General features: G+C 67.3%; 7 protein-coding genes. All 7 read left to right on the top strand.

The features are described 5' to 3' along the window. Positions 1-109: 109 nt before the first annotated feature. The 7 genes from rpoB (at position 110) to fusA (ending at position 13,042) form a co-directional block, all read left to right on the top strand. On the top strand, positions 110-4,210 hold the full coding sequence (gene rpoB / locus QSJ97_RS19910; protein WP_285673902.1) for a DNA-directed RNA polymerase subunit beta: 4,101 nt from the start codon (positions 110-112) through the stop codon (positions 4,208-4,210). A gap of 82 nt (positions 4,211-4,292) precedes the next feature. Next, positions 4,293-8,537, top strand: coding sequence for a DNA-directed RNA polymerase subunit beta' (gene rpoC / locus QSJ97_RS19905; RefSeq protein WP_285673900.1), 4,245 nt, complete (start codon positions 4,293-4,295; stop codon positions 8,535-8,537). Positions 8,538-8,768: 231 nt separating this feature from the next. Beyond that, entirely contained in the window at positions 8,769-9,335 is a 567-nt protein-coding gene (locus QSJ97_RS19900; RefSeq protein WP_285673899.1) for a VPLPA-CTERM sorting domain-containing protein, read from the top strand. A 291-nt stretch (positions 9,336-9,626) separates the two neighbouring features. Further along, positions 9,627-9,998, top strand: a complete 372-nt coding sequence (gene rpsL / locus QSJ97_RS19895) for a 30S ribosomal protein S12 (protein WP_285673898.1) — start codon at positions 9,627-9,629, stop codon at positions 9,996-9,998. After that, positions 9,995-10,381: a DUF4189 domain-containing protein gene (locus QSJ97_RS19890; RefSeq protein ID WP_285673897.1), complete on the top strand. Its 387-nt coding sequence runs from the start codon at positions 9,995-9,997 to the stop codon at positions 10,379-10,381. Before rpsL ends, QSJ97_RS19890 begins: the two co-directional genes overlap by 4 nt. An 18-nt stretch (positions 10,382-10,399) precedes the next feature. Continuing rightward, positions 10,400-10,870 (top strand): 30S ribosomal protein S7, encoded by a 471-nt coding sequence (rpsG, locus tag QSJ97_RS19885; protein ID WP_285673896.1) that lies wholly within the window; start codon positions 10,400-10,402, stop codon positions 10,868-10,870. A 27-nt stretch (positions 10,871-10,897) separates the two neighbouring features. Continuing rightward, complete coding sequence (gene fusA / locus QSJ97_RS19880; protein WP_285673895.1) at positions 10,898-13,042, top strand: elongation factor G; 2,145 nt, start codon at positions 10,898-10,900, stop codon at positions 13,040-13,042. Positions 13,043-13,104: the final 62 nt, after the last annotated feature.

The raw sequence follows: 13,104 nt of genomic DNA, 5'->3' as shown, positions 1-13,104 counted from the left end.
AGGACCGGCGGGGGCCGCCGGTTTCGAGGATGGGGCCCGTTTGCGTTCGGAGCCAGCGAGCCTGCCGCCCCAGCAGGCCCGCGTGCAACGAACCGATCCGAGGGTTTCCATGGGCGAGATGTATTCCGGCCGCAAGCGGCTGCGCAAGTTTTTCGGCAAGATTCGCGAGGTCGCGGAGCTGCCGAACCTGATCGAGGTCCAGAAGCGCTCCTACGACTACTTCCTTGAGAGCGGCGATCAGGGCCAGCCGATCGACGGCGACGGCCTGCAGGGGGTGTTCCAGTCGGTCTTCCCGATCAAGGACTTCAACGAGACCGCGGTGCTGGAGTTCGTCCGCTACGAGCTCGAGGCGCCGAAATACGACGTCGAGGAATGCCAGCAGCGCGACATGACCTATGCCGCGCCGCTCAAGGTGACGCTGCGGCTCATCGTCTTCGAGGTCGAGGAGGACACCGGCGCCAAGTCGGTCAAGGACATCAAGGAGCAGGATGTCTACATGGGCGACATGCCGCTCATGACCAAGCACGGCACCTTCGTGGTGAACGGCACCGAGCGCGTCATCGTCAGCCAGATGCACCGCAGCCCCGGCGTGTTCTTCGACCACGACAAGGGCAAGACCCATGCCTCGGGCAAGCTGCTCTTCGCCAGCCGGGTGATCCCCTATCGCGGCTCCTGGCTCGACTTCGAGTTCGACGCCAAGGACATCGTCTTCGTCCGCATCGACCGGCGCCGCAAGCTGCCGGTGACCACGCTGCTCTATGCGCTGGGGCTGGACCAGGAGGCGATCTGCGACCACTTCTACAACCGCGTCACCTATCAGCGGAAGGGCGAGGGCTGGTCGGTGCCGTTCAACGCCGACCGGCTGAAGGGCATGTCGCCGGTCTATGACTTGGTGGATGCCGACAGCGGCGAGGTGATCGCGCCGGCCGGCCAGAAGCTGACGCCGCGCAAGCTGAAGAAGATGACCGAGAGCGGCGTCGAGCGCGTGCTGGCGCCCTTCGAGGCGATCCACGGCCGCTTCGCCGCGGTCGACATGATCAACGAGGAGACCGGCGAGATCTATGTCGAGGCGGGCGATCCGCTGGAGGCTGAGGTGGTCGAGACGCTGATCGCCGCGGGCCACGAGGCGATCGAGACCCTCGACATCGACAACGTCACCATCGGCGGCTACATCCGCCAGACCATGGCGGCCGACAAGAACCTCGACCGCGAGTCGGCGCTGCTCGACATCTACCGCGTGATGCGCCCGGGCGAGCCGCCGACCCTCGATGCCGCCGAGGCGATGTTCCAGTCGCTGTTCTTCGACCCGGAGCGCTACGACCTCTCCGCCGTCGGCCGCGTCAAGATGAACATGCGCCTCGATCTCGATGCGCCGGACACCCAGCGCACGCTGCGCCGGGAGGACATCCTCGCCGTGGTCAAGGCCATGGTGGAGCTGCGCGACGGCCGCGGCGAGATCGACGACATCGACCATCTCGGCAACCGGCGCGTGCGCTCGGTGGGCGAGCTGATGGAGAACCAGTACCGCGTCGGCCTGCTGCGCATGGAGCGCGCGATCCGCGAGCGCATGAGCTCGGTGGATATCGACACGGTGATGCCGCAGGACCTGATCAACGCCAAGCCGGCGGCGGCGGCGGTGCGCGAGTTCTTCGGCTCCAGCCAGCTCTCGCAGTTCATGGACCAGACCAACCCGCTCTCGGAGGTCACGCACAAGCGGCGCCTCTCGGCGCTCGGCCCGGGCGGCCTGACCCGCGAGCGCGCCGGCTTCGAGGTGCGCGACGTGCACCCGACGCATTACGGCCGGATGTGCCCGATCGAGACGCCGGAGGGGCCGAACATCGGCCTGATCAACTCGCTGGCGACCTTCGCGCGGGTCAACAAGTACGGCTTCATCGAGACCCCCTACCGGGTGGTCGAGGACGGCCGGGTGAGCGACGAGGTGCGCTATCTCTCGGCCACCGAGGAGATGCGCCACACGGTGGCGCAGGCCAACGCCTCGCTCGACGAGGAGGGGCGCTTCACCGCGGACCTGATCTCCTCGCGGCGCGGCGGCGAGTTCCAGCTCTCGCCCCCGGGCGAGATCACGCTGATCGACGTCTCGCCGAAGCAGCTGGTGTCGGTCGCGGCGGCGCTGATCCCGTTCCTCGAGAACGACGACGCCAACCGCGCGCTGATGGGCTCGAACATGCAGCGCCAGGCGGTGCCGCTGATCAAGGCCGAGGCGCCCTTCGTCGGCACCGGCATGGAGGGCCGCGTGGCCCGCGACAGCGGCGCGGCGATCACCGCCCGGCGCGGCGGCGTGATCGACCAGGTCGACGCCATGCGCATCGTCGTGCGCGTGACCGACGAGATGGAGATCGGCGATCCGGGCGTCGACATCTACCGGCTGCGCAAGTTCCAGGGCTCGAACCAGGCGACCTGCATCAACCAGCGCCCGCTGGTGAAGGTGGGCGACCGGGTGCATGCCGGCGACGTGATCGCCGACGGGCCGTCGACCGATCTCGGCGAGCTGGCGCTCGGCAAGAACACCCTCGTCGCCTTCATGCCGTGGAACGGCTACAACTACGAGGACTCGATCCTGATCTCCGAGCGCGTCGCGCGCGACGACCTCTTCACCTCGATCCATATCGAGGACTACGAGGTGATGGCCCGCGACACCAAGCTCGGGCCGGAGGAGATCACCCGCGACATCCCGAACGTCGGCGAGGAGGCGCTGCGCAACCTCGACGAGGCGGGCATCGTCTATATCGGCGCCGAGGTCGGCCCGGGCGACATTCTCGTCGGCAAGATCACGCCGAAGGGCGAGAGCCCGATGACGCCGGAGGAGAAGCTGCTCCGCGCGATCTTCGGCGAGAAGGCGAGCGACGTGCGCGACACCTCGCTGCGGATGCCGCCGGGCGAGTACGGCACCATCGTCGAGGTCCGGGTGTTCAACCGCCACGGCATCGAGAAGGACGAGCGCGCGCTGCAGATCGAGCGCGAGGAGATCGACCGGCTGGCCCGCGATCGCGACGACGAGCTGGCGATCCTCGAGCGCAACATCTATGCGCGCCTCAAGGAGATGATCCTCGGCAAGACCTGCGTGAAGGGGCCGAAGGGCGTGAAGGCCGGCTCGGTGATCACCGAGGACCTGCTGGCGACGCTCTCCAAGGGCCAGTGGTGGCAGCTCGCGCTGCCCGAGGAGGCCGACGCGCAGGCGATGGAGGCGCTCAACGGCCAGTTCGACCAGGCCAAGCGCGTGCTCGAGGCCCGCTTCGAGGACAAGGTGGAGAAGGTCCGCCGCGGCGACGACCTGCCGCCGGGCGCGCTGAAGATGGTGAAGGTCTTCGTCGCGGTGAAGCGCAAGCTGCAGCCGGGCGACAAGATGGCCGGCCGCCACGGCAACAAGGGCGTGATCTCGCGCGTCGTGCCGATGGAGGACATGCCGTTCATGGGCGACGGGACCCCGGTGGACTTCGTGCTCAACCCGCTCGGCGTGCCGAGCCGCATGAACGTCGGGCAGATCCTCGAGACCCATATGGGCTGGGCCTGCGCCAATCTCGGCCGCCAGATCGACGAGGCGCTGCAGATCTACCGCCAGCATGGCGACCTCACCCCGGTGAAGGATGCCATGACCCTGGCCTATGGCGAGAACGTGCTGAACGCGGCCATGGAAGAGATGACCGAGCACGAGTTCCTCGAGGCGGCGGAGAACGTGCGCACCGGCGTGCCGATCGCGACCCCGGTCTTCGACGGCGCCAAGGAGGCGGACGTGAACGAGCATCTGGTGAAGGCCGGGCTCGACATGTCGGGCCAGTCCACCGTCTATGACGGGCGCACCGGCGAGGCGTTCTCGCGGCCGGTCACCGTGGGCTACAAGTATCTGCTCAAGCTGCACCACCTGGTGGACGAGAAGATCCATGCCCGCTCCACCGGCCCGTACTCGCTGGTCACGCAGCAGCCGCTCGGCGGCAAGGCGCAGTTCGGCGGCCAGCGCTTCGGCGAGATGGAGGTCTGGGCGCTGGAGGCCTACGGTGCGGCCTACACGCTGCAGGAGATGCTCACGGTGAAGTCCGACGACGTGGCGGGCCGCACCAAGGTCTACGAGTCGATCGTCAAGGGCGAGGACGACTTCGAGGCCGGCATCCCCGAGAGCTTCAACGTGCTGGTGAAAGAGATCCGCTCGCTCGGCCTCAATGTCGAGCTGCTGGACAGCGAAACGGACGACTGATCCCCCACCCTCGGCCGGCGCGCGCCCCCCGGCGCGCCGGCTCTGGGGGATTGTCTGATACGGGGATGATTGGAGACCTGAGATGAACCAGGAATTGACCAACATCTTCAACCCGACCGAACCGCCGAAGGCGTTCGACGAGATCCGGATCTCGCTGGCGAGCCCCGAGCGCATCCTCTCCTGGTCCTATGGCGAGGTGAAGAAGCCGGAGACGATCAACTACCGGACCTTCAAGCCGGAGCGGGACGGCCTGTTCTGCGCCCGGATCTTCGGCCCGATCAAGGACTACGAGTGCCTCTGCGGCAAGTACAAGCGGATGAAGTATCGCGGGGTCACCTGCGAGAAATGCGGCGTCGAGGTGACGCTGCAGAAGGTCCGCCGCGAGCGCATGGGCCATATCCAGCTCGCCAGCCCGGTCGCGCATATCTGGTTCCTGAAGTCGCTGCCCTCGCGCATCGGCCTGATGCTCGACATGACGCTGAAGGATCTCGAGAAGATCCTCTATTTCGAGCAGTACGTGGTGATCGAGCCCGGCCTGACCGATCTCAGCCACCGGCAGATGATGTCGGAGGAGGAGTATCTCGACGCGCAGGACCAGTATGGCGAGGACGCCTTCCGGGCCGGCATCGGCGCCGAGGCGATCCGCGAGATGCTGGCGGCGATCGAGCTCGACGTGGAGGCCGAGCGCCTGCGCGCCGATCTCGCCGAGGCGACCGGCGAGCTGAAGCCGAAGAAGATCATCAAGCGGCTGAAGCTGGTCGAGAACTTCATGGAGTCGGGCAACCGTCCGGAATGGATGGTGATGACCGTGATCCCGGTCATCCCGCCCGAGCTGCGCCCGCTGGTGCCGCTCGACGGCGGCCGCTTCGCGACCTCCGACCTCAACGACCTCTACCGCCGCGTGATCAACCGGAACAACCGCCTCTCGCGGCTGATCGAGCTGCGCGCGCCGGACATCATCATCCGCAACGAGAAGCGGATGCTGCAGGAGGCGGTGGACGCGCTGTTCGACAACGGCCGCCGCGGCCGCGTGATCACCGGCGCCAACAAGCGCCCGCTGAAATCGCTCTCCGACATGCTCAAGGGCAAGCAGGGCCGGTTCCGGCAGAACCTGCTCGGCAAGCGCGTCGACTTCTCCGGCCGCTCGGTGATCGTGACCGGCCCCGAGCTCAAGCTGCACCAGTGCGGCCTGCCGAAGAAGATGGCGCTCGAGCTGTTCAAGCCGTTCATCTACAGCCGCCTCGATGCCAAGGGGCTCAGCTCCACGGTCAAGCAGGCCAAGAAGATGGTGGAGAAGGAGCGGCCCGAGGTCTGGGACATCCTCGACGAGGTGATCCGCGAGCACCCGGTGCTGCTCAACCGCGCGCCGACGCTGCACCGGCTCGGCATCCAGGCCTTCGAGCCGGTGCTGATCGAGGGCAAGGCGATCCAGCTGCACCCGCTGGTCTGCTCGGCCTTCAACGCCGATTTCGACGGTGACCAGATGGCCGTCCACGTGCCCCTCTCGCTGGAAGCCCAGCTCGAGGCGCGCGTGCTGATGATGTCGACCAACAACGTGCTCTCGCCGGCCAACGGCAAGCCGATCATCGTGCCCTCGCAGGACATGATCCTCGGCCTCTACTACATCTCGCTGGACAAGAAGGGCGAGCCCAACGAGGGCATGGCCTTCGCCGACTGGGACGAGATCGAGCACGCCCTCGAGGCCGGCATCATCAACCAGCACACCCGCATCGTCACCCGCCACGAGACGGTGGACGAGAACGGCGAGACGGTGCGCCGGCGGGTCGAGACCACGGCCGGCCGGATGAAGCTGGCCAGCCTGCTGCCGAGGAACCCGAACATCCCCTTCGAGCTCGTCAACCGCGTGCTGCGCAAGGGCGAGGTCGGCGAGGTGATCGACACCGTCTACCGCCACTGCGGGCAGAAGGAGTCGGTGATCTTCTGCGACCGGATCATGTCGCTCGGCTTCCGCGAGGCGTTCCGCGCCGGCATCTCCTTCGGCAAGGACGACATGGTGATCCCCGACAACAAGTGGGAGATCGTCAACGAGACGCGCGACAAGGTGAAGGAGTTCGAGCAGCAGTACCAGGACGGGCTCATCACCCAGGGCGAGAAGTACAACAAGGTCGTCGATATCTGGGCGAAGTGCACCGACAAGGTGGCCGACGAGATGATGAAGCGCATCTCGGCGGTGCAGGTGGACGAGGAGACCGGCCGCGAGAAGGACCCGAACTCGATCTACATGATGTCGCACTCCCGGGCGCGCGGCTCGCCGACCCAGATGCGCCAGCTCGCCGCCATGCGCGGCCTGATGGCGAAACCGTCGGGCGAGATCATCGAGACCCCGATCGTGTCGAACTTCAAGGAAGGCCTGACCGTGCTCGAGTACTTCAACTCGACCCACGGCGCGCGCAAGGGCCTGGCGGACACCGCGCTCAAGACGGCGAACTCGGGCTATCTGACCCGGCGTCTCGTCGACGTGGCGCAGGACTGCATCGTGAAGGAGCACGACTGCGGCACCGACCGGGCGATCACCGCCGAGGCGGTGATCGACGGCGGCAACGTGATCGCGACGATCGGCGAGCAGGTGCTCGGCCGGGTGCCGGCCGAGGATGTCCTCGACCCGGCGACCGACGAGGTGATCCACCCCGCCGGCGTGATGATCGAGGAGCGCCACGCCGCCCTGATCGACGCCGCCAAGGTGCCGGACATGAAGATCCGCAGCCCGCTCACCTGCGAGACCGAGGACGGCGTCTGCGTCATGTGCTACGGGCGCGACCTGGCCCGCGGCACCGTGGTCAACCAGGGCGAGGCGGTCGGCATCATCGCGGCGCAGTCGATCGGCGAGCCGGGCACGCAGCTGACCATGCGGACCTTCCACATCGGCGGCGCGGCGAACGTCTCGGACCAGTCCTTCACCGAGTCCACCCACGAGGGCAAGGTGCAGTTCCGCAACCCCAACACGCTGACCAACCAGGACGGCGACATCATCGTGATGGGGCGGAACATGCAACTCGCGGTGATCGACGAGCAGGGCCGCGAGCGGGTCTCCTACAAGCTGGCCTACGGCTCCAAGCTGCTGGTCGAGGAAGGCGAGCAGATCAAGCGCGGCACCCGGGTGACCGAATGGGACCCCTACACCCTGCCGATCATCGCCGAGAAGGACGGCGTGGCGAAATATGTCGATCTCGATCTCGGCTTCTCGGTGCGCGAGGAGACCGACGACGCGACCGGCATCACCCAGCGCATCGTGTCGGACTGGCGGGCCGCGCCGAAGGGCAACGAGCTGAAGCCGGCGATCACGCTGGTGGATGCCGACGGCAACATGGTCAAGCTCGCCAACGGCAACCCGGCACACTACTTCATGTCGGTCGACGCGATCCTCTCGGTCGAGAACGGCCAGGGCGTGAAGACCGGCGACGTGCTGGCCCGCATCCCGCGCGAGGGCGCCAAGACCAAGGACATCACCGGCGGTCTGCCGCGTGTCGCCGAACTCTTCGAGGCCCGCCGTCCGAAGGACCACGCGATCATCGCCGAGATCGACGGTGTGGTGCGCTTCGCCAAGGACTACAAGAACAAGCGCCGCATCGAGGTCGAGAGCCATGACGGCTCGGAGACGCGCGAGTATCTCGTGCCCAAGGGCAAGCACATCGCCGTGGCCGAGGGCGACGTGATCCAGAAGGGCGAGTACATCATGGACGGCAACCCGGCGCCGCATGACATCCTCGCCATCATGGGGATCGAGGCGCTGGCGAACTACCTGATCAACGAGGTGCAGGAGGTCTATCGCCTGCAGGGCGTGAAGATCGACGACAAGCACATCGAGGTGATCGTCCGGCAGATGCTGCAGAAGGTGGAGATCTCCGCCAGCGGGGATTCGACGCTGCTGGCCGGCGAGCAGGTCGACAAGGCCGAGTTCGACGAGGTGAACCAGAAGCTGCTGGCCGAGGGCCGGCGGCCGGCCGAGGGGGCCCCGGTCCTGCTCGGCATCACCAAGGCGAGCCTGCAGACCCGCAGCTTCATCTCGGCGGCCTCGTTCCAGGAGACCACCCGCGTGCTGACCGACGCCTCGGTGCAGGGCAAGCGCGACAAGCTGGTGGGCCTGAAGGAGAACGTGATCGTCGGGCGGCTGATCCCGGCCGGCACCGGCGGGGCCACCGAGCGGATCCGCGTCGAGGCGCAGCGCCGCGACAAGCTGATCCAGGCCGAGCGGGCGAAGGCGGCCGAGCAGGCCGCGGCGGCCCTCGAGGTGATCGACACCGCCGAGGAGGAGCACGATCCCGAGCCGGCACCCGCCGGCGGCGGCGGCTTCGGCGAGATCCTCTGAGGCCGGCCCGGCGCGCCCCGGCTCCGGGGGCGCGCCCGCCCGCCCACCCCGCGCCCCCGGAACCGGGGCGCGCCGGGCCGGGGCGAGACATGCGAGACAGGACCCGGGCGGGGCGACCGCCCGGGTTTTTTCTTGCTCGCGGCAGCGGTCCGGCAACGGGATCGTTGCGCGGGGGCATGAAGGATGCGAGGCTGCCCCGAGGTCATTCAGGCGATTTCGGGGAGCCTCGTCATGTCGGTCGGACGCAGCATCATCGCGGCAGGGGCGGCGCTCTGCGTGCTGGCCTCGGCCGCCCCGGCGATCACCGTGGATCTGACCACGGATCCGGCCAGCTTCACGCTGGACCCGGGGCTCAACACGATCTCCGACCGGGTGAGCTACACCTGCACGGGGGTCGGTTTTCCGGTGCCGTGTTTTCCGGGCGAGACCAGCGATTTCACCTTCACGATTCCCGGCGGGTTCTCGATCTCGGCGATTCTCTTCACCGCGCTGACCCCGGCCGGCGACTTTCTCGTCACCGATCCGGCGATCAATTTCCAGGGCGATCTCGGGCCCTTCAATCTCGGCCCGGGCTCGCTGAACGTCACCTGGGTCTCGGCGCTGGGCACCGGGCCGGGCGTCTACAACGTCACCGGCGCGGCGACCCAGCCGGTGCAGGGCACGGAGGGCACGCAGACCCAGGACTGGAGCCTCGCGGTCACCCTGGCCTCGGATGCCGCGGTGCCGCTGCCGGCGGCCGGCTGGCTGCTGCTCGGCGGCCTCGCCGGGCTCGGCCTGCGGGGCCGGCGCCGCGGCTGAAGGCCGCGGCAGGGCGGGGCCGGGGATTCTTCGGGGCAGGCGGGCCATCCGGCCTTGACCCGCGCGAATGCTGCCCGTATAAGCCCGCAGTCCCGACGGCGAGTAGCGCCGCCGGGCTAGATTGCGACACTCGGGCACGGCACGACCCTGGGCAACCCCATGGTCCTCTGCGCAACGGCTGTGAGACGCGTCATACGACGTCGCCTTGCGGCCCATCGGCTTTTTGTCGAGCCTGATGCGGCGCGATCCGACCGAGACGGACGAGAAGCCAGATCTGGGGATGAGGCCCGAATGCCGACGATTCAGCAGCTGATCCGGAAACCCCGGCAGCCCAAAGTGAAGCGCCAGAAGGCCATGCACCTGCAGGCCTGCCCCCAGAAGCGGGGCGTGTGCACGCGCGTCTACACCACCACGCCGAAGAAGCCGAACTCCGCGCTCCGCAAGGTCGCGAAGGTCCGGCTGACCAACCGCTTCGAGGTCATCGCCTATATCCCTGGCGAGGGTCACAACCTTCAGGAGCACTCCGTGGTCCTGATCCGCGGCGGCCGCGTGAAGGATCTTCCGGGCGTGCGCTACCACATCCTGCGCGGCGTGCTCGACACCCAGGGGGTGAAGAACCGCAAGCAGCGCCGCTCGAAATACGGCGCCAAGAGGCCGAAATGATCCGCATCGCACTCATTGCGATGCTGGTTGGCGCGGCCCTGCCGGCCGCGGCCGAGACCTTCGGCGCGATCGCCTACAGCACGTCCGACCAGAAATGGGGCCGGGCGTGGGACTACGGCTCGCGCGAGGCGGCCGAGACCGCGGCGAAGGAGTTCTGCGCGGCCGCCGGCGGCGCGAACTGCGAGACCGCGGTCTGGCTCGAGGACGGTTGCGGCGCCGTGGCGCGCGCGCCCTCGACCAAGGACATCTCCCAGCTCGGCGTGAGCTGGGGGTTCGAGACGGCGGAGGCCTCGCGGCCCCGCGCGATCGCGGAATGCGAGCAGAACCACGGGGGCGAGGCCTGCACGGTCGTCGCCTCGGTCTGCTCGTGGAAGAAAAACTGAGCTAGGAGCGCGAAAGAAATGTCCCGTCGCCATCGCGCGGAAAAACGCGAGATCCTGCCCGACGCCAAGTTTGGCGACCGGGTCGTGACGAAATTCATGAACAACCTGATGTTCGACGGCAAGAAGTCGGTTGCCGAGGGCATCGTCTATGGTGCCTTCGACCGGGTGGAGAGCAAGATCCGCCGCGAGCCGGTCGAGGTGTTCCACGAGGCGCTGGACAACATCAAGCCTTCTGTCGAGGTGCGCTCCCGGCGCGTCGGCGGCGCGACCTACCAGGTCCCCGTCGAGGTGCGGCCGGAGCGGCGCGAGGCGCTGGCGATCCGGTGGCTCATCAACGCCTCCCGCGCGCGCAACGAGAACACCATGGAAGAGCGGCTCGCTGCCGAGCTGCTCGACGCGGTGAACAATCGCGGCACGGCCGTGAAGAAGCGCGAAGACACCCACAAGATGGCCGAGGCGAACAAAGCCTTCAGCCATTATCGATGGTAACCTGAAGACCGACCTGAGGACAGTCCAATGGCCCGCGAATACTCCCTGGGACGCTACCGTAACTTCGGTATCATGGCGCATATCGACGCCGGAAAAACCACGACGACGGAGCGCATCCTCTACTACACCGGCCGCAGCCACAAGATTGGCGAAGTCCATGACGGCGCGGCCACGATGGACTGGATGGCGCAGGAGCAGGAGCGCGGGATCACCATCACCTCGGCGGCGACCACCTGTTTCTGGTTCCGCACCGAGGACGGCAAGACCCCGTCCGGCGACTATGGCGACACCCCGGACGAGGCGAAGTTCCGCTTCAACATCATCGACACCCCCGGCCACGTCGACTTCACCATCGAGGTGGAGCGCTCGCTCGCGGTGCTCGACGGCGCCGTCTGCGTGCTCGACGCGAATGCCGGCGTGGAGCCGCAGACCGAGACCGTCTGGCGCCAGGCCGACCGCTACAAGGTGCCGCGCGTGGTGTTCGTCAACAAGATGGACAAGATCGGCGCCGACTTCTTCAACTGCGTGGAGATGATCCAGAACCGCACCGGCGCGATCCCGGCCCCGATCCAGCTGCCGATCGGCGCCGAGAACGAGTTTGCCGGCCTGATCGATCTCGTGACCATGAAGGAGTGGTTCTGGGACGGCGAGGAGCTCGGCGCGAGCTGGAAGATCCAGGAGATCCGCGACGATCTCAAGGACATCGCCGAGGAGTGGCGCGGCAAGCTGATCGAGATCGCCGTCGAGCAGGACGACGACGCGATGGAGGCCTATCTCGAGGGCGAGGAGCCCAGCGAGGAGACCCTGCGCAAGCTGATCCGCAAGGGCACGCTCAGCATGTCCTTCGTGCCGGTGATGTGCGGCTCGGCGTTCAAGAACAAGGGCGTGCAGCCCATGCTCAACGCCGTGATCGACTACCTGCCGGGCCCGCTCGACGTGCCGGCCTACATGGGCTTCAAGCCGGGCGACGAGGACGAGACCCGCAATGTCGAGCGCCGCGCCGATGACGCGATGCCGTTCGCCGGGCTCGCCTTCAAGATCATGAACGACCCCTTCGTCGGCTCGCTGACCTTCGTGCGGATCTATTCCGGCTCGATCAAGAAGGGCGACAGCCTGCTCAACTCGACCAAGGGCAAGCGCGAGCGCGTCGGCCGCATGATGATGATGCACTCGAACAACCGCGAGGAGATCGAGGAGGCCTTTGCCGGCGACATCATCGCGCTGGCCGGCCTCAAGGAGACCACCACCGGCGACACGCTCTGCGACACCTCCAACCCGGTGGTGCTCGAGACCATGAGCTTCCCGGAGCCGGTGATCGAGATCGCGGTCGAGCCGAAGACCAAGGCCGACCAGGAGAAGATGTCGCAGGGCCTGCAGCGCCTGGCGGCGGAGGACCCGTCCTTCCGCGTCTCGACCGATATCGAGAGCGGCCAGACCATCATGAAGGGCATGGGCGAGCTCCATCTCGACATCCTGGTCGACCGCCTGCGCCGCGAGTTCAAGGTGGACGCGAACATCGGCCAGCCGCAGGTGGCCTATCGCGAGACCATCAGCCACCGCGCCGAGATCGACTACACCCACAAGAAGCAGTCGGGCGGCTCCGGCCAGTTCGCGCGCGTCAAGATGGTGATCGAGCCGACCGAGCCGGGCGAGGGCTACAGCTTCGAGTCGAAGATCGTCGGCGGCTCGGTGCCGAAGGAGTACATCCCCGGTGTCGAGAAGGGCATCGAGTCGGTCATGGACAGCGGCCCGCTTGCCGGCTTCCCGGTGATCGACTTCAAGGTGGCGCTGATCGACGGTGCCTATCACGACGTCGACTCGAGCGTGATGGCCTTCGAGATCGCGGCCCGTGCGGCGATGCGCGACGGCCTGAAGAAGGCCGGCGCCAAGCTGCTCGAGCCGATCATGAAGGTCGAGGTCGTGACCCCGGAGGAGTTCACCGGCGGCATCATCGGCGATCTCACCTCGCGGCGCGGCCAGGTCACCGGCCAGGAGAACCGCGGCAATGCGGTGGCGATCAACGCCTTCGTGCCGCTGGCGAATATGTTCGGCTATATCTCGAACCTGCGCTCCATGTCCTCGGGGCGGGCGAACTTCACCATGCAGTTCGCGCATTACGAGGCGGTGCCGGCGAATATCAGCCAGGAAATCCAGGAAAAGTACTCGGCCTGATACGGGCCGAGGCGAGCTGGCGAGGCGCGGGCGCGCCTGTTTGAGACGAAGAGGAGGCCATC

The sequence above is a fragment of the Paralimibaculum aggregatum genome, assembly GCF_030270585.1.
GTDB lineage: Bacteria > Pseudomonadota > Alphaproteobacteria > Rhodobacterales > Rhodobacteraceae > Thermohalobaculum > Thermohalobaculum aggregatum.
Note: the sequence above shows the minus strand (reverse complement) of the source record. Positions and strands in the feature narration are given on the sequence as shown.

Bases quoted from the DNA above. Each gene is read 5' to 3' on its own strand.
- rpoB (WP_285673902.1), top strand. From the start codon at position 110: ATGGGCGAGATGTATTCCGGCCGCAAGCGGCTGCGCAAGTTTTTCGGC.
- rpoC (WP_285673900.1), top strand. From the start codon at position 4,293: ATGAACCAGGAATTGACCAACATCTTCAACCCGACCGAACCGCCGAAG.
- QSJ97_RS19900 (WP_285673899.1), top strand. From the start codon at position 8,769: ATGTCGGTCGGACGCAGCATCATCGCGGCAGGGGCGGCGCTCTGCGTG.
- rpsL (WP_285673898.1), top strand. From the start codon at position 9,627: ATGCCGACGATTCAGCAGCTGATCCGGAAACCCCGGCAGCCCAAAGTG.
- QSJ97_RS19890 (WP_285673897.1), top strand. From the start codon at position 9,995: ATGATCCGCATCGCACTCATTGCGATGCTGGTTGGCGCGGCCCTGCCG.
- rpsG (WP_285673896.1), top strand. From the start codon at position 10,400: ATGTCCCGTCGCCATCGCGCGGAAAAACGCGAGATCCTGCCCGACGCC.
- fusA (WP_285673895.1), top strand. From the start codon at position 10,898: ATGGCCCGCGAATACTCCCTGGGACGCTACCGTAACTTCGGTATCATG.